Raw genomic sequence first — 16,587 nt, forward strand, 5'->3', positions numbered from 1 at the left:
GGCAGGCGCTGGGCGAAGTGCCGCCGCGAGTCAGTAGCTCAAGCTTATGCTGCTGGCCGGGCGCACCGGGATCATCATCGCTGACACCGGTGCGTGGGTGGCTTACTGCGGCCACCCGTTGAACATTGCCCCCGGTATGCTGCGGCAGACGCCTATCGCGCGTTGCTGTATATCGCTTTCAGTCTCGACGGTGGCGGTGAGCGGGTAGCTGCCTGGGCCAGTGCTCTGGAGCAGCTGCGCCACTCGGTGAGTTGAAGCGCATTCAGCGTCGGAACCAGCCAGCCGTCGCGCCGTAAAAATGCGGAACCGGCGCGAGCCCAGCCCAATGCCGGCGACAAACTGTTTGTGGATTGTTACGGGCACGCATACCAATTTTGTGCCGCAACCCCGCGTTAGAGCGTCAGCACAGCCCTTGTGCTGGCTTCAACAACAATAATTCTCCAGCGAAACCTGAACGGCCTGTCTTAGTCACAGCTGGAGAATTTTCATGAACACCTGGTTTGCCAACCTTAGTGTCACCCGTAAGCTGGCCCTCGGCTTCGGCCTGGTGCTGGCCCTGACTCTCGCCCTGGCATGGGTCGCCTGGTCCGGTCTGGGTAGCCTTATCCAGCGCAGTACCTGGATGAGCGATATCACCCAGCTCAACACCACCCTGACCAATCTGCGCATTGCCCGCCTGCAGTTCATGCTGGCCAAGGGCGATGCAGCGAGCAGCGATCGCGTACTGAGCAACCTCGATATCTATTTGCAGCAGCAGAAGAAGTTGCTCGGCAGTTTCACCAATCCGGTCAACGTCAAGCTGCTGCAGGAGCAGGATCGCTATAACCAGGATTACCAGCGCTCGCTCGGTGGCATGCGCGCCGCCTATGCGGCTACTGATGCTGCACGGCGCGAGGTAGCCGGCGAGACGCAACAACTCGGCGAGTTGCTGGGCGCCATGGAGCGCAGTGTGGAGTTGTTGCCGGAGTACGACGGCGACCGTTTTGCCCAGTTGCAGGCGCTAACCCGCACCCAAGGCGAGCTGCTGCGCCTGCGCTACCTGCTTGAACGTTACGACAGCGCCCCAGATGCGCAAACCGAGCAGGCGCTGGTTGAGCGCATCGCCGCCGCCCACGCCAGTCTCGGCCCGTTGGAGCAAGCCTTCGGCGTCGCTCAGCAGGATGTGGTACGCCGCATCGCAACGGCATTGGGTCAGTACCAGAAGACGCTGCAGGCGTTCAAGCTGGCCACTGGCGACATTGCGCGCACCCGTCAGGAAATGACCGTGCAGCAGGGTGAGATCGTGCGTATCAGCGAGACGCTGTACCAGTTCCAGATGGACCGCCTGGCCATCGAGAGCGCCCAGGCGCGTAGCTTGCAGATCGGCGCCACACTGCTGGCGATGCTCTTTGGCGTGCTGGCCGCCTGGGTTATTACCCGGCAGATCACCCGTCCGCTGCAGGACACCCTGAGCGCGGTGCAGCGCATTGCCGAGGGTGACCTGACTGCCAGTGTGCAGGTCGACCGTCGCGATGAGATGGGCCAGTTGCAGCAAGGTATCCAGCATATGGCCGCGACCCTGCGTGAGTTGATTGGCGGTATCCGAGATGGCGTGGGGCAGATCGCCAGTGCCGCCGAGGAGCTGTCTGCCGTGACCGAGCAGACCAGTGCCGGCGCCAACCGCCAGAAAAGCGAGACTGACCAGGTGGCCACCGCCATGCATGAGATGTCGGCCACCGTGCAGGAAGTGGCGCGCAACGCCGAACAAGCCTCGCAGGCCGCCAACGAGGCGGACGGCCAGGCGCGCCTGGGCGACAAGGTAGTGGGCGAGGTGATCGCTCAGATCGAGCGTTTGGCCGCCGAGGTCAGCCGTTCCAGCGAGGCCATGAATGGGCTACAGCAAGAAAGCAACAAGATCGGCAGCGTGATGGACGTGATCAACGCGGTGGCCGAGCAGACCAATCTGCTGGCGCTCAATGCCGCCATTGAGGCCGCGCGCGCAGGCGAGGCCGGGCGCGGTTTTGCCGTGGTCGCCGACGAGGTGCGCGGCCTGGCCCAGCGCACGCAGAAATCCACCGAGGAAATCGAAGCACTGATCGCCGGTCTGCAGAACGGTACCAAGCAGGTGGCGGCAGCGATGCGCAACAGCTGCAGCCTCACCGACAGCAGCGTCGAACTGACGCGCAAGGCGGGCGACTCGTTGGGCAACATCACCCATGCGGTGTCCAACATCCAGTCGATGAACCAGCAGATCGCCGCTGCTGCCGAGGAGCAGAGTGCGGTGGCCGAGGAAATTAGCCGCAGCATCATCAGCGTGCGCGACATTTCCGAGCAAACCGCCACTGCCAGTGACGAGACCGCCGCTTCGAGTGCAGAGCTGGCGCGCTTGGGCAATCAACTGCAAATGCTGGTTAGCCGCTTCCGCGTTTAACGCGCAAGCCTGCAGGTCGTGGCAGCCAGTCACGGCCTGCGGTATTTGGGTCAGGCCATCGGCGCTTAAGCCCATAGGCGCTTGGCAACCCGGGCGAGCAAAGCGTCAATAAGGTGTCCAGTGCGGTACATCTGCGCTTCGACATCCAGGCGTCCAGCTTACCGCCGTTCTCCAGGGAGCGGCTGCTGGCGTTGCGACCTTTTAAGCGCCGAACGGGCTCAGTGGCCGGCGACCAATGTGGCGCTACCGCTGCTCGGTTGCGGCAGTGGGTTTTTGCGATCCAGATGACCACTCCAGACGGTCAGGGCGTAGGCCACCAGCACTACCAGGCCGCCGATCCAGGCGGTATGGATCAGTCCCAGATGGGTAACGATCAGCCCACCACCCCAGGCGCCGCCAGCGATGCCGAGGTTGAAGGCAGCGATATTCAGGCCCGACGCGACATCCACAGCGTGCGGTGTGTGATGTTCGGCCTGGCGCACCACATACACCTGCAGGCCCGGCACGTTACCGAAGGCCACCGCGCCCCAGAGCAGCACGGTCAGCAGCGCGAGCCATGGGTTGTGGGCGGTAAAGGTGAGCATAAACAGCACAGCGGCGAGCAGCAGGAAGATGATTTTCAGTGCGCTGATCGGCCCATGTTTATCTGCCAGTTTGCCGCCCCAGATATTGCCGAAGGCCACAGACACGCCATACACCAGCAGCACCAGGCTGACGCTGCCAGCGCTGAAACCGGCCAGGTCCTGCAGGATCGGCGCAAGGAAGGTGAAGGCAATGAAGGTGCCGCCGTAGCCGATGGCGGTCATCGCGTACACCAGCAGCAGGCGTGGTTGTTTGAGCACTTGCAGTTGCTGAAGTACCGAGGCCGGTTTGTTGTGTTGAATGTTCTTCGGCACGTACAGCCTTTTGCCGACAAAGGCGATTACCCCCAGGGCGGACACCGCGAGGAAAGTTTCGCGCCAGCCAAAATGCTGACCGATAAAGGTGCCCAACGGCACGCCAGTGACCAGGGCCACGGTCAGGCCGGTGAACATAATGGCAATCGCGCTGGCGGCTTTTTCTTTCGGGACCAGACTGGTGGCGATGGTCGAGCCGATGGAGAAGAACACCCCATGAGCCAGGCCGGTGACGATCCGCGCAATCACCAGTGATTCATAGCCGGGTGCTTGCCAGGCCAGCAGGTTGCCGGCGGTAAACAGCACCATCAGGCCGAGTAGCAGTGACTTGCGCGGTACCTTGCCGGTGAGGGCGGTAAGCAGTGGCGCGCCGATAGCCACACCGAGGGCATAGAGACTGACCAACAGGCCGGCAGAGGGCAGGCTGACACCCAGGTCAGCGGCGATGGTGGGCAGCAAGCCGACGATCACGAACTCGGTGGTGCCGATGGCGAAAGCGCTGAGGGTGAGCGCCAGTAGGGCGATGGGCATAGGGGAAACTCCGCAGAGGGTTGTGTGGCGCGCAGTCTCACCGGAACACTCATGCAGAAAAATAGGGTTTTCGGCACAAGATATTTGACTAAAATGCATGAATGAAAACGACCCTCGATGAACTACTGGCCTTTGTCAGCGTGGTGGACTGCGGTTCGATCAGCGCCGCTGCCCAACAACTGACGCAGACGGCGTCCGGTGTGAGTCGCGCCCTGAGCCGGCTGGAAGAAAAGCTCGATGTCACCCTGTTGCGCCGCACCACGCGCCGTCTGGAGCTGACCGAGGAGGGCCAGGCCTTTCTGGTCCAGGCGCGCAAGATTCTCGATGCGGTGGAAAGTGCTGAAGAGCAGATAAAAGTGCGCCGGCAGAAGCCCGCCGGGCGTTTGCGGGTAAATGCTGCCGCACCCTTTATGCTGCATGCGGTGGTGCCGCTGGTGGCGGGGTTTCGTGCGCAGTACCCGGAGATTCAGCTGGAGCTGCACAGTAGCGACCAGATTATCGACCTGCTGGAGCAGCGCACCGATATCGCCATCCGCATCGGCCCGCTGCGCGATTCCACCCTGCATGCGCGGCCGCTGGGCAGCAATCGCCTGCGCATTCTCGCCAGCCCGGCCTACCTCAAGGCTCATGGCATGCCGAAAAGCGTCGAGGACCTGAGCCGGCATAGCCTGCTCGGCTTTACCCAGCCTGATAGCCTTAACCAGTGGCCGCTGCGCCATGCTTTGGGCGATGCCTACAGCATCACCCCGAGCCTTAGCGCCTCCAGCGGCGAGACCTTGCGCCAACTGGCGTTGACCGGTGTGGGGATCGTTTGCCTGTCGGACTTTATGACCGCTGCCGACCGCGCCAGCGGTGGGCTGGTGCAACTGCTGCTGCGTGAAACAGTCGAGGTGCGGCAGCCGATTCACGCGGTGTACTACCGCAACACCGCGCTGGCCTCGCGCATCAGTTGCTTTCTCGATTACCTGGGCAACCAGCTTGTCGACCCTGCCAGTTAGCTGCTGTGCATATGGCATTTCTCCAGGCGCGCGACTGGAGCGTAATGGTGCTGCCGAGCAAGGCACCGAGCGTGCCGAGCGGCTGCATGACAGTCTGGCAGCAGTTACTGCGTTACTGGTTCAGTTGCAGCAGGTCGCCGCTGCAGCCGAGGAGCAGAGTGCCTTGGCTGAAATCATCAGCGAAAGCGTTACCCGGGTGCGAAGGATCCGCGAGCAGAGCGCCACTGCCAGCGAGCAAACTGCCGCCCCCAGCGCTGAACTGGCGCGTCTGGGTGTCGAGTTGTAAGACGTGGTCGCGCAGTTCCGTACCTGAGGTAAATCAAGGGTCTGGCGCAATCCGGGAGTGGTCTTCAGGGTTCAGAGTCTTGTTGATCCCGGCTCCAGATTGCGCTGCATCGTCAGCAGTCATCGTGCCCAGCGGCGCAGGCCTGCCGGGCGGCGCTGAGTTGGGGCTTTCCCAGTTCGCTGGCCCAGGCTGCCAGGGGCACCTGCAGATCCGGCTGCCAGATGCGCCGCCACAGCACCTGCAAATGCTGCAGGTCGGTGAGCGGCGACGGCCAGCGATCGATCTGCTCATGAATCTGCCATTCGCCGTTCTGCTTGCGGGCAAAGTCGAAGCGGAACGGGTGCACGCCGGTCATGCCCAGGCGTATGTCGGTGACCACCAGATGCTCGCCGATCTGGTCGTAGCGCAGCACGCCATCGGTGAACCAGGCCAGGCGCTGGTGCGCGGCCGAGTCCGCGAGTACCTCGGCCAGTTCAGTGCCGCGCGACAGGCGGGTGAGTCGCGGCGGTTGCGGGTCGAGCCAGCCGACCAGCGTTTCATGGTAGTCCTCGCCATCCAGCACGATCACCCGCCAGAGCAGGCTGTTGAGTGGCGTCGGGGTGCTGAACAGTGCCTCGGCCTGGATACCCTGGCGCGCCAGTTGCGCCTCGACACGTTGCTCGGCCATGGATTTACCGGCCAGGGTCGAGCCCAGGTACAGGGTCGACAGCGCCAGTGCAATCAGCGGCGCTTTGGCCATCTTGTCGCGCAGGCCGAAGGCCAGCCCCAGCAGTACGGCGATCAGCAGTGGCACTGTGTACAGCGGGTCGATGATGAAGATGCTCGACCAGGCAGTTGGCGTCGGCATTAGCGGCCAGAACAACTGGGTGCCGTAGCTGGTAAAGCTATCCAGTAGTGGATGGGTGAGGAGTATCAGGGCCACAGTGGCGAACAGGCGTTGCGTTGAATAGCCCTGGTGCGGGTAAACACGGCGCACCAGCCAGGTCAGCAGCAGCGCCACGCCGAAGAGAACGAACAGCGAATGACTGAAACCGCGATGCTGGGTCATGTTCGCCACTGCATCGCCGTAATCAATAATCACATCAAGATCGGGCAGGGTGCCGAGCATGGCGCCGTATAGCAGAGCCTTACGGCCCTGCCAGCGGCCGAGCAGTGCGCCCTGGATGCTGGCGCCGAGCACTGCCTGGGTAATCGAGTCCATCGGTTGATTGTCCGTTTTTTCTGGACGCTTAGATTACATCCACACGCGTTGCGGCTGTTGCTCGGAAATCCCAGGCAACGATTTTGCCAGGGGGTATTTGGCCCGCTGTTACCCGCGTTAGCCTTGCAAGTGGTGCAGCGGCAGGCGTTTTTTCAGGGCGGGCCGGGTGAGAAAGTCAGCGTGCCAGGTAATCAATGCCGGCACGGGCATGGGTTTGCCGTACCAATAGCCTTGGGCGTGATCGCAGCCCAGGTCGATGACTTGCTGGGCATCGTTTTCATCCTCGATGCCTTCGCCGGTCACCGTGAACCTGAAGGTGTGACAAAGCTCGACGATACTGCGTACCACACGCTGCAGTTGTTGGTCATGGCTAATGCCCTTAATGAATGACTTATCGATTTTTATCCGTTGTACGCGTAGTTCGCGCAGGTAGGACAACGACGAGTAACCGGTGCCGAAGTCATCCAGTGCTACCGCGATGCCTTGCTCATTGAGCTTGTGCAGGATGCTGCTGCCCTCGTTGAAGTTGGCTACGGATATCGACTCGGTCATTTCCAGGACTAGCTGGTTGGCGCGGATCGGGGCCTCGGTCAGCCATTGCTCAATTTGGTCGGGCAGGCTGGCGGTAAACTGCGCAGGAGAGAGGTTCACCGAAAAATACAGTGTTTCGCGCAGGCCTTGCGGCAAGCGGAGCAAATCCTGCTTGAGCCGCTGCAGAATCCACTCACCGAGTGCTTGTCCCAGTTGATTGTTCTCCGCCAACTCGACCACTTCCAGCGGCGAGATATAGCCAAGGGTCGGGTGTTGCCAGCGCAGCAAGGCTTCAACCCCGATACTGGTTTTGCTCAGGCCGACAATCGGTTGATAGTGAAGGCTCAGGCCCGATGACGCTGTTTGCGCCATTGCCCGCTTGAGGTCGTCGAGCAGGTTCTGACTGCGCAGATAACGGTTGCTGATCTCTTCATTGAATACTTCCAGGCCCTTGTGCTTGCCCGCGCGCAGTTCACGCGCAGCCAGGGTGGCGAAGTGGTACAGCTTCTGCAGGCTGGAACTGTGGTCTGGGTTGAAGCTCAGGCCAATACGTGAGCCCACTTGAAACAGGTGCTTGTCGCTTTGAAAGTCGAAGCTCAACGTGTAGGTGAGGCTACTCAGGGTGCTGATCACCAGCTCTTCAGGGAAGTCCTGAGGAAATATCATGACGAACTCGTCACCGGCCACCCGGGCAATGAAGCTGCCTTGCGGTTTCAGCCGGTTGAGGGTTTCACCGATGCGCTGTAACAGGCGATCACCGGCCTCGTGGCTGATGCATTCATTGACTGATCGGAAATTACTCAGCTCGATCACCGCCAAGGCGCAGCAGTCTGCTGCCTTGGTGTCGTTTTGTAGCGCTTGAAAACTGTTGCGGTTGGGCAGGCAAGTCAAGGGGTCGTTGCGGGCCAAGAAACGATTCTGCCGCGACTCCAGATAGAACATCAGGATCAGCCCGCCGCCACAGAACAGCAGGCCGAGCAAGAGTAGGTGGCTGAGGCGTTGGTTGTGGTGTATCTCGTCGATAATCCGCGCTGCTTCCGGGCCGGTGAAGTTGCTGATGATCACCTGGCGAATGGGCGTCAGGTACAGGTTGTAGCGTTCGATGGCCTGCACGATCGGCGCGCCAGCTTGCAAGGTGGGACTGAAAATAAGCGCTTCATCGCTGCGCAGTTGGCTGAACAACTTTGCGACCATCTCGGCAGCATTGAAGCGTTGGCGGATGGTGCTATTTTCTTCGCCGGAGAGAAAGGTCTCGAGGCGGCTCCAGAGCAGGTCGTAATGCAATTGCAGTTTTTCCTGACTGGTGCCTCCAGCCTGGAACAGTTGCAGCGTGTTGACGAAGCGCAGGTATTCGAATTCCAGCTGGGCCAGCGACCAGGCGGAAAGCTGGATGTGTGCCGAGGTCATTTGCGAGTTGCGCTGGTTGTTGACCAGCGACGTGGCGATACCACCAGCGAAGCCCAGGGTGATCAGCAGCAGGAACAGGTAGCGTATGCGACGCATCGGCGCTTACCGGGCAATGTTCAGTGACTTGAGCTGCCAGACCATCGCCTGGTGATGCTCCTCCTTGCGCAGTTCAGGGAAGTCGTTCAGCGGGTAGATAACCCAGATAGGACCTTTGTCGCGCACGCTCATAATCTTGCCGTTCTTGCGCGTTGCCAGAATCACCGGATACTTGCTCGCGACCTGCAGGTTCAACAGCATGCTGTAGTCGTTGAGAGCAGTGGCGTCGATGCGCTGGCCCTGGGCCTTGAGCTCGTCGAGCAGAACGCTGAGCCGAACGCCTTGGTAACTGTCTACCTGCTCGGTCCAGGGCGTCTGGGTATTCACCTCGACCTGGGGCAGTGCATCGAGGCGCTGCAAGTCGAACAGGGCTTGTCCCTGTGGGCAGCATCCCAGTTCACCGGCCACGGTCAGAATTATTGGGTTTGCCGGGAGCGCTTGCCAGTCGTCGGCAGCATTGACGCTAGGGCTTACCAGGCAAACAGGCAGCAGCAACGGGATAAGGCGCTTGAGCAGTGATGGCATAGAGGTAGACCACTTTTTATTGGTGTGTGAGGCTGGTTGTCGCCTGCACGCTGGTGGTTGATGTTTCTCTAGTTGGCAGTATTGCGCAACGTACAGGTCTTGCATGGGTATCCAATTCGCGTAGTGGCATTATGCCTTTATTTGTCTTTATTTACCTCTGACGCCTCGGTTTATCGGGCAATTGCTGATCAGCTTTTGCGTAGAGCGCAGTGATTAACGGGGTTGCCTATAAGGGTGAGCGCAGGCCGATGAGCCGGGCAGCGAATCTGCTGGCCTGCATGTCTTCCCGCGTGCTGAGAAGTCGTGAGGCGTCGAGCGGAATAGCGAGGCTACCTTCAGGCGTGCTTGGTATATCCTGACGGCCCTTTTTGCCGAAGCGTCTTTTCATGCTGGTTATTTCCAACAGCGTCCACTTGCCCGACGCTGAAATCGAGTTGACCGCTATCCGCGCCCAGGGCGCCGGTGGGCAGAACGTCAACAAGGTCTCCAGCGCGATGCATCTGCGCTTCGATATCCAGGCGTCATCCTTGCCCGCGTTTTACAAGGAGCGTCTGCTGGCGTTGCGCGACAGCCGTATTACCGCTGGCGGTGTGGTTATTATCAAGGCCCAGCAATACCGAACCCAGGAACAGAACCGCGCCGATGCACTGGAGCGGCTAGCCGAATTGATCCGCAATGCCGGCAAGACCGAAAAAGCCCGGCGCCCGACCAAGCCAACCATGGGCTCGAAGAAGCGCCGCCTGGAGGGCAAGACCAAGCGCGGGACGATCAAGGCGGGACGTGGCAAGGTCGATTTTTGAGGCATGCCGAGCTAGCCTCAGTCGCGTGGTTTCAGTACCGCTCAGACTTTGAAGAAGCTGACTTTCTCGGTCAGGTGCTTGGCCAGGGTCGCCAGTTCGCGGCTGGCAGTGGCCACTTGCTCGGACCCGGCCGAGGTTTCCAGGGTGGCGTTGTGGATCCGGTTGATGTTCTGGTTGACCTCTTCGGCGACCGCGCTTTGTTCTTCCGAGGCGCTGGCGATCTGCGCATTCATGTCGTTGATCGCGCCGACTTCATGGCGAATCTTGCTTAGCGCGGTTTCCGCCAGGCCGGTCTGTTCGACGGTTTGCTGGGCCAGCTGACGGCTGCTGCGCATGACCTCGGCGGCCTTGCCGGCACCTTCCTGGAGCTTGCCGATCATGCCGCGAATTTCCCGGGTGGACTCCTGGGTGCGGGTCGCCAGCGACCGTACCTCATCGGCCACCACTGCAAAACCGCGGCCGTGCTCGCCGGCCCGCGCGGCTTCGATAGCGGCGTTCAGGGCCAGCAGGTTGGTCTGTTCGGCAATAGCGGTGATCACGCCAATGATTTTCTCGATGTTCTCGCTATCCTGGGAAACCTGCAGCACGCTTTCGGCGGCGCTTTCGAGGATCTTCGCCAGGTTGTGGATGGCGCTGGCGGTTTCGCCGACCACGCGGTTGCCGGTAGCCACCTCGCTGTCGGCATTGCGTGTAGCCGACGCTGCACTTGAGGCATAACCGGCCACCTCATTCACGGTAGCGGCCATCTGCTTGATGGCTGTTGCCATGTGCTCGGCTTCACTGGACTGCAGGCGCAGTTGCTGGTTGTTGTCGGCCGAGGTTGTCAGCAACTGGCTGGACGAAAGGGTCAATTCGCCCGCCGCCGAGCGCACCTGGGTGATGGTCTCGGACAGGTGCTTGATCATGTCCTGTACGGCACCCATCACGCTGTCCGGATAGTTTGTTTCGATGCGCTGATTGAGTTCGCCACGGGCCAGTCGCTGGATGGTGTTTGCCACTTCATAGGGCTCGGCGCCGAGGGTGGCTTTCAGCTTGCGGATGATCATGCTCGACACCAGGAGACTGAGCACGATTGCCGCCGCGGTGACCAGCAGGATCAGCAGCCGGAAACCCCCGGCTGCCGCGCGCACGGCCTCGATGTCTTGACTGATGATGTTTTCTTCATGGTCAATGAAGGCATTGATCCGTTTCAGCCACTCGCTATAGGCCGGCGATACTTCGCGCATCAGGAAAGCTTGAGCGCCCGCGATGTCGCCTTGCCGGCGCTCGGCGATCAGCGTGGTAGTGAGGGCCAGAGTGCTGCGTTCGATATCCTTGATGCCGCTCAGTAGGTTCTGCTCGATCGCGGTCGGACGCTGTTCGGCGAACAGGCTGTCCATTGTTTTGGCTGAATCCTGGTAGAAGCTGTTCAGGCGCTCAATGTCGCGCAGAATGCTGCTCAGTTCTTGATCGCTGTCGACAAGAACGGCGTCGCGGATGGCGATGGCGCGGTCATGCACGCTGCCGCGGAAGTTGATGGCATGACGCTGCTTGACCGCTGCCTCCTCACTGACTGTCGTCAGGGTGGCGTCGATGAAGCTCACGCGCTGCACGCCAATTAGTGTGATGAGCAGCATCAGCGAGAGAATCAGGCCAAACCCCAAGCCGAGGCGTTGGGCAATGGTCAATGGTGCGTGCATGGGATGAGCCCTGTCGTTAGGTTTTTCGGGTTTTTAGCGCTAGGTAAGGCTGCGGCAGCCGGATGAGCAGGTCTGTGCATTTGTTGTGCGCATCCTATACAAGAAATATTATTTGTATAGCTTTATATGGCGCCATTTAATTGGCAGCTCAGGTGTTGTGTGAGTGGCTGTCGTTGTCTGGCGTGGATGGCTTTTGCAGTGTTTCTGCTGGTCTGTGGCGGATTTCTACTGTTCAGTAGGGACGCCTGGCGGCGGGCGCACGCGCCTCTGTTCGGCGCTGATCATGCTGGTGCAAAAGTTGTACGCATCGAGAGGCCGTGCTGCCGTATGGTGGGCTGGATCGAATGAGGGGGCAGTGCCTGGCAGTGAGCGCGATGTCAGAGCTGGCCGTGGGGCGGGGGAGGCGACGTGCGGTCTCAGCGGATAATTTATGCGGTCTGTTAGCGCAGCGCCGTGCTGGCGTCACTCACTCGACTGCGTGAGGCGCCAGCTTGTCGATCCTGCCAACTAGCTGCGGGCGGCGAGGTAGGCGCTGTAGTCGGGAATGCGGTAGTCGTGGGCCTGATCCAGTAGTGCGCTGCTGAGCATATAGTCGGCGCTGCTTTCGTTGCAGGCCACCGGGATGTTCCATACCGCGGCCACGCGCAGCAGTGCCTTGATATCCGGGTCATGGGGCTGCTGCTCGAAGGGATCCCAGAAGAACACCAGCATGTCGACCCGTCGCTCGGCAATCCGCGCGCCCAGTTGCTGGTCGCCGCCGAGCGGGCCGCTGATCATGCTTTCGATCGGCAGCTTGAGGCGCCGGCCGAGCAGCAGGCCGGTGGTGCCGGTGGCCAGCAGGTGGTGTCTGGCCAGCTTGTCGCGCTGGCGCTCGCTCCAGTCGAGGAGAAATTCCTTGCAGTGGTCGTGGGCGACCAGGGCTATGCGCTTGCGCTCGGGCAGGGTAGCGGTGGTAAAGCTGATGCGGCTCATGATGGGTTCCTGGTCCCGCTAGCTGAGCGGGTAATCGGTCGGACTCGGCATGCCTGGTAGCCTGGATGCAATCCGCGGAAATGCTGTCGCGGATCGCATCCGGGCTACGCAATTGCAGTAATGATGAGCTTGGTAGGAGCCAGGGGGACGCCTAGTCCTTGCTGGCGATCTTTGTAGATCAAACGAATCGCCAGCAAGCTGGCTCCTACACTGATAGAGGTGCCGCTCACAATCGCCTTCAAGCCGCGTTATGCAGCGCCAGGCAGGTATCCAGCATGCGGTTGGAGAAGCCCCATTCGTTGTCGTACCAGGCCATGACTTTCACCAGCCTGCCGCTGACCTTGGTGTGGTTGGCGTCGAAGATCGACGACAGCGGGTTGTGGTTGAAGTCGCAGGACACCAGCGGCAGGTTGTTGTAGCCCAATACCGGCGAGGTGAGGCTGGCGGCCAGGAGCAGGGCGTTGATTTCCTCCGCGCTGGTGTCGCGCTTGACCTGCAGGGTCAGGTCGACCAGCGAGACATTGATCACCGGCACCCGTACGGCCATGCCGGTCAGCTTGCCGGCCAGTTCCGGTAGCACCAGGCCTACGGCTTCGGCGGCGCCGGTTTGGGTCGGGATCATCGACTGGGTGGCCGAGCGGGCGCGGTAGGGGTCGCTGTGGTAGACGTCGGAGAGGTTCTGGTCGTTGGTGTAGGCATGGATGGTGGTCATCAGACCGTGTTCGATGCCCAGTTCGCGCTGCAGCACCTGGGCCACCGGGGCCAGGCAGTTGGTGGTGCAGGAGGCGTTGGAGATTATCTGCATGGACTGGCGCAGACTGTCGTGATTGACGCCGAAGACGATGGTGGCGTCGGCGCCCTTGGCTGGTGCCGAGATGATCACCTTGCGTGCGCCGGCAGCGAGGTGGGCGGCGGCCTTGCTGCGCTCGGTAAACAGCCCGGTGCATTCGAAGACTACGTCGACCTTGTGTGCCAGCCACGGCAGGTCGGCCGGGTTGCGAATGGCGCTGACGGCGATACGATCACCGTTGACGGTGAGACTTTCGCCATCGCTGTCGACGTTGCCGTCGAAGATCCCGTGCACGCTGTCGTACTTGAGCAGGTGGGCATTCATCGCGCTGTCGCCCAGATCATTGATGGCGACCACCTGCAGCTGTTGGCGGTAATCTTGGCTATAGAGCGCGCGAAGCACATTGCGGCCGATGCGGCCAAAACCGTTGATTGCGATGCGGATAGTCATGGAAGAGGCTCCGGCCTATTTTGTTGTTGGAATTACAAGATTATGCTCGTAAGCATAGAAATCAAGTGTTTTCAGTGGCAGTATTTTTGTATTAAGTACAAAATATTGCCACCCGCCAGCCTGGAGTCAATCACATGCATCCCCGCGTAATTGAGGTAACCGACCGCCTGATCGCCCGCAGCCGCGCAACGCGTGAGCCCTATTTGGCGATGATTCGCGCGGCAGCCAGTGAAGGCCCGCAGCGCGGCAAGCTGCAATGTGCCAATTTTGCCCACGGCGTGGCCGGCTGCGGCAGCGAAGACAAGCAGGCCCTGCGCCTGATGAATGCGGCCAACGTGGCGATTATTTCTGCTTATAACGACATGCTCTCGGCCCACCAGCCCTACCAGGACTATCCCGAGCGAATCAAGCAGGCCCTGCGTGATATTGGTTCGGTCGGCCAGTTCGCCGGTGGCGTGCCGGCCATGTGCGATGGCGTGACCCAGGGCGAGCCGGGCATGGAACTGGGCATTGCCAGCCGCGAGGTGATCGCCATGGCCACCGCCGTGGCGCTGTCGCACAACATGTTCGATGCCGCGCTGTACTTAGGGATCTGCGACAAGATCGTCCCCGGCCTGATGATGGGCGCCCTGCGTTTCGGTCATCTGCCGAGCCTGTTCGTACCGGCAGGGCCCATGCCCTCCGGGCTGTCGAACAAGGACAAGGCCGACGTGCGTCAGCGCTATGCCGAGGGCAAGGCGACGCGCGACGAGCTGCTGGAGGCCGAGATGGCTGCCTATCACAGCCCCGGCACCTGTACCTTCTATGGCACCGCCAACACCAATCAACTGCTTATGGAGGTGATGGGCCTGCACCTGCCGGGTGCGTCTTTCATCAACCCCAGCACGCCGCTGCGCGATGCCCTGACCCATGAGGCGGCGCAACAGGTCACCCGCCTGACCAAGCAGAGCGGGCAGTTCATGCCGCTCGGCGAGATCGTCGACGAACGTTGCCTGGTCAATTCCATCGTCGCCCTGAGCGCCACCGGCGGTTCGACCAATCACACCCTGCACATGCCCGCCATCGCCCGCGCGGCGGGGATCCAGCTGACTTGGCAGGACATGGCCGATCTGTCGGCCGTGACGCCGACCCTGGCCCACGTCTATCCCAACGGCAAAGACGACATCAACCATTTCCAGGCCGCTGGTGGCATGGCCTTCCTGATTCGCGAACTGCTCGATGCCGGGTTGCTGCACGAGAACGTCAACACCGTGGCCGGTCATGGTCTGAGCCGTTACACCCGCGAGCCCTTCCTCGAGGACGGTCAGCTGGTCTGGCGCGATGGCCCGAGCAAGAGCCACGACGAAAGTGTGCTGCGCCCAGTGGCCAATCCGTTCTCTGCCGAGGGCGGCCTGCGTCTGATGCAGGGCAACCTCGGTCGTGGGGTGATGAAAGTCTCTGCCGTGGCTCCGGAGCATCAGGTGGTCGAGGCGCCGGCGTTGGTGTTCGAGGATCAGCAGCAGCTGGCCGATGCCTTCGCCGCCGGCGAACTGGAGCGCGACTTTGTTGCGGTGATGCGCTTTCAGGGGCCGCGCAGCAACGGCATGCCGGAGCTGCACAAGATGACCCCGTTTCTGGGCGTGCTGCAGGATCGTGGCTTCAAGGTGGCGCTGGTCACCGACGGGCGCATGTCCGGCGCCTCGGGCAAGATTCCCGCGGCCATTCATGTCTGCCCCGAAGCCTTCGGCGGCGGGCCGCTGGCGCTGGTGCGCGACGGTGATCTGATCCGCCTCGACGGCCACGCCGGTGAATTGCAGTTGCTGGTCGACGCCGACGAGTTGGCCGCGCGGGAGCCGGCGGTCGGTACTCTGGACAATGCCGTGGGCTGCGGCCGCGAGCTGTTCGCCTTTATGCGTCAGTCCTTCAGTTCGGCAGAGCAGGGCGCCAGTGCCTTTACAACTAGCCTGGAATCGCTGACGTGAAGCTAGCTCTGGTCGGTGATATCGGCGGCACCAATGCGCGTTTTGCGCTGTGGCGCGACGACCAGCTGGAGTCGGTGCGGGTGCTGGCCACTGCTGATTTTCCGGGGCCAGAGGCGGCGATCCTCGCCTACCTGGGCGGGCTGGGTCTGCCGCTGGGTGCAGTGGCTTCGGTATGCCTGGCGTGTGCCGGGCCGGTCAGTGGCGACCTGTTTCGCTTCACCAACAACCACTGGCGCATCAGCCGTACGGCTTTTTGCCGCGAGCTGCAGGTGCACGAGTTGCTGCTGGTCAACGATTTTTCCGCCATGGCTTTGGGCATGACCCGGCTGCGCGACGATGAGCGTCTACAGGTTTGTCCCGGTTCGCCCGAGCCGGAGCGCCCCTGCGTGGTGATCGGGCCAGGCACCGGTCTTGGCGTCGGCACGCTGCTGGCCCTGGCCGACGGCAGCTGGCTGGCTTTACCCGGCGAGGGCGGGCATGTCGATTTGCCGATCGGCAGCCCGCGCGAGGCCCAATTGTGGCAGCAACTGTACAAGCAACTTGGTCATGTACGGGCCGAAGATGTCCTCAGCGGCAGCGGCTTGCTGTTGCTCTACCAGGCCATCTGCGCCCTGGATGGGCACGCGCTGCGTTTGAGTTCGCCGGCTGAGGTCACGGCGGCGGCGCTGGCCGGCGATGCAGTGGCGCTGGCGGTGCTGGAGCAGTTCTGCTGTTGGCTGGGGCGCGCCGCCGGTAATAACGTGCTGAGCCTGGGTGCGCGCGGCGGGGTGTATATCGTCGGCGGCGTGGTGCCGCGCTTTGCCGAATTCTTTCTGGCCAGCGGGTTTGCCAAAAGCTTCAGTGACAAAGGCTGCATGAGTGATTACTTTGCCGGCATCCCGGTGTGGTTGGTGACCGCCGAATACCCGGGGTTGATGGGCGCGGGCGTGGCTTTGCAGCAAGAGCATTGCCGTAGGATGGGGTGAGCGTAGCGATACCCATCGCTCGGACTTTTCCACCGTTGCCCGCCGGAATGGCGGACAAGCCTGCGGCATGTTCGCCCTATGATCTGGTG

General features: G+C 61.6%; 13 protein-coding genes and 1 pseudogene. 7 read left to right on the top strand and 7 right to left on the bottom strand.

The annotated features are described in order from the left end of the window. Positions 1 to 487 precede the first annotated feature (487 nt). Together Q7J44_RS18590 and Q7J44_RS23355 are read left to right on the top strand one after the other, a co-directional pair. A complete protein-coding gene (locus Q7J44_RS18590; RefSeq protein ID WP_304882475.1) occupies positions 488 to 2,410 on the top strand; it encodes a methyl-accepting chemotaxis protein in 1,923 nt (640 codons plus the stop codon). 92 nt (positions 2,411 to 2,502) lie between these two features. Further along, positions 2,503 to 2,607, top strand: a pseudogene (locus Q7J44_RS23355) (aminoacyl-tRNA hydrolase); the annotation flags it as partial. Between the two features lie 21 nt (positions 2,608 to 2,628). Here the strand turns inward: Q7J44_RS23355 and Q7J44_RS18595 are convergent. Beyond that, positions 2,629 to 3,837 (bottom strand): MFS transporter, encoded by a 1,209-nt coding sequence (locus Q7J44_RS18595; protein ID WP_304882476.1) that lies wholly within the window; start codon positions 3,835 to 3,837, stop codon positions 2,629 to 2,631. Positions 3,838 to 3,938: 101 nt separating this feature from the next. On the opposite strand from Q7J44_RS18595, the gene Q7J44_RS18600 reads away from it, so the two are divergent. After that, positions 3,939 to 4,835 carry a LysR substrate-binding domain-containing protein gene (locus tag Q7J44_RS18600; protein ID WP_304882478.1) on the top strand — a complete coding sequence of 299 codons (897 nt, stop codon included), beginning with the start codon at positions 3,939 to 3,941 and terminating at the stop codon, positions 4,833 to 4,835. Further along, positions 4,816 to 5,121: a hypothetical protein gene (locus Q7J44_RS18605; protein WP_304882480.1), complete on the top strand. Its 306-nt coding sequence runs from the start codon at positions 4,816 to 4,818 to the stop codon at positions 5,119 to 5,121. Before Q7J44_RS18600 ends, Q7J44_RS18605 begins: the two co-directional genes overlap by 20 nt. Positions 5,122 to 5,233: 112 nt before the next feature. Here Q7J44_RS18605 and Q7J44_RS18610 read toward each other — a convergent pair whose 3' ends face one another. From Q7J44_RS18610 to Q7J44_RS18620, 3 genes are all read right to left on the bottom strand, one after another. Then, positions 5,234 to 6,322 (bottom strand): metal-dependent hydrolase, encoded by a 1,089-nt coding sequence (locus Q7J44_RS18610; protein ID WP_304882482.1) that lies wholly within the window; start codon positions 6,320 to 6,322, stop codon positions 5,234 to 5,236. A 117-nt stretch (positions 6,323 to 6,439) separates the two neighbouring features. Then, a complete protein-coding gene (locus tag Q7J44_RS18615) occupies positions 6,440 to 8,356 on the bottom strand; it encodes a bifunctional diguanylate cyclase/phosphodiesterase (protein WP_304882484.1) in 1,917 nt (638 codons plus the stop codon). A gap of 6 nt (positions 8,357 to 8,362) precedes the next feature. Beyond that, a complete protein-coding gene (locus tag Q7J44_RS18620; protein ID WP_304882486.1) occupies positions 8,363 to 8,881 on the bottom strand; it encodes an oxidoreductase in 519 nt (172 codons plus the stop codon). Between the two features lie 386 nt (positions 8,882 to 9,267). On the opposite strand from Q7J44_RS18620, the gene arfB reads away from it, so the two are divergent. Continuing rightward, on the top strand, positions 9,268 to 9,681 hold the full coding sequence (arfB, locus tag Q7J44_RS18625; protein ID WP_304882488.1) for an alternative ribosome rescue aminoacyl-tRNA hydrolase ArfB: 414 nt from the start codon (positions 9,268 to 9,270) through the stop codon (positions 9,679 to 9,681). A 41-nt stretch (positions 9,682 to 9,722) separates the two neighbouring features. Here arfB and Q7J44_RS18630 read toward each other — a convergent pair whose 3' ends face one another. The 3 genes from Q7J44_RS18630 to gap form a co-directional block, all read right to left on the bottom strand. Beyond that, a complete protein-coding gene (locus Q7J44_RS18630; RefSeq protein WP_304882489.1) occupies positions 9,723 to 11,360 on the bottom strand; it encodes a methyl-accepting chemotaxis protein in 1,638 nt (545 codons plus the stop codon). A gap of 507 nt (positions 11,361 to 11,867) precedes the next feature. After that, positions 11,868 to 12,332, bottom strand: a complete 465-nt coding sequence (locus Q7J44_RS18635) for a methylglyoxal synthase (protein ID WP_304882491.1) — start codon at positions 12,330 to 12,332, stop codon at positions 11,868 to 11,870. Positions 12,333 to 12,570: 238 nt separating this feature from the next. Beyond that, positions 12,571 to 13,572, bottom strand: a complete 1,002-nt coding sequence (gene gap, locus Q7J44_RS18640) for a type I glyceraldehyde-3-phosphate dehydrogenase (RefSeq protein ID WP_304882493.1) — start codon at positions 13,570 to 13,572, stop codon at positions 12,571 to 12,573. Between the two features lie 134 nt (positions 13,573 to 13,706). Between gap and edd the strand changes: the two genes are divergently transcribed. Both edd and Q7J44_RS18650 read left to right on the top strand, forming a co-directional pair. Beyond that, a complete protein-coding gene (edd, locus tag Q7J44_RS18645; RefSeq protein ID WP_304882495.1) occupies positions 13,707 to 15,533 on the top strand; it encodes a phosphogluconate dehydratase in 1,827 nt (608 codons plus the stop codon). Continuing rightward, positions 15,530 to 16,498 (top strand): glucokinase, encoded by a 969-nt coding sequence (locus tag Q7J44_RS18650; RefSeq protein WP_304882497.1) that lies wholly within the window; start codon positions 15,530 to 15,532, stop codon positions 16,496 to 16,498. The genes edd and Q7J44_RS18650 overlap by 4 nt, the downstream gene beginning before the upstream one ends. The last annotated feature ends 89 nt before the right edge of the window (positions 16,499 to 16,587 follow it).

Source organism: Pseudotabrizicola sp. (assembly GCF_030656345.1).
Lineage (GTDB): Bacteria > Pseudomonadota > Alphaproteobacteria > Rhodobacterales > Rhodobacteraceae > Pseudotabrizicola.

Coding starts and splice junctions, on each gene's coding strand:
- gap (WP_304882493.1), bottom strand. CDS start 13,572: ATGACTATCCGCATCGCAATCAACGGTTTTGGCCGCATCGGCCGCAAT.
- Q7J44_RS18615 (WP_304882484.1), bottom strand. CDS start 8,356: ATGCGTCGCATACGCTACCTGTTCCTGCTGCTGATCACCCTGGGCTTC.
- Q7J44_RS18630 (WP_304882489.1), bottom strand. CDS start 11,360: ATGCACGCACCATTGACCATTGCCCAACGCCTCGGCTTGGGGTTTGGC.
- edd (WP_304882495.1), top strand. CDS start 13,707: ATGCATCCCCGCGTAATTGAGGTAACCGACCGCCTGATCGCCCGCAGC.
- Q7J44_RS18610 (WP_304882482.1), bottom strand. CDS start 6,322: ATGGACTCGATTACCCAGGCAGTGCTCGGCGCCAGCATCCAGGGCGCA.
- Q7J44_RS18600 (WP_304882478.1), top strand. CDS start 3,939: ATGAAAACGACCCTCGATGAACTACTGGCCTTTGTCAGCGTGGTGGAC.
- Q7J44_RS18595 (WP_304882476.1), bottom strand. CDS start 3,837: ATGCCCATCGCCCTACTGGCGCTCACCCTCAGCGCTTTCGCCATCGGC.
- Q7J44_RS18635 (WP_304882491.1), bottom strand. CDS start 12,332: ATGAGCCGCATCAGCTTTACCACCGCTACCCTGCCCGAGCGCAAGCGC.
- Q7J44_RS18620 (WP_304882486.1), bottom strand. CDS start 8,881: ATGCCATCACTGCTCAAGCGCCTTATCCCGTTGCTGCTGCCTGTTTGC.
- Q7J44_RS18590 (WP_304882475.1), top strand. CDS start 488: ATGAACACCTGGTTTGCCAACCTTAGTGTCACCCGTAAGCTGGCCCTC.
- arfB (WP_304882488.1), top strand. CDS start 9,268: ATGCTGGTTATTTCCAACAGCGTCCACTTGCCCGACGCTGAAATCGAG.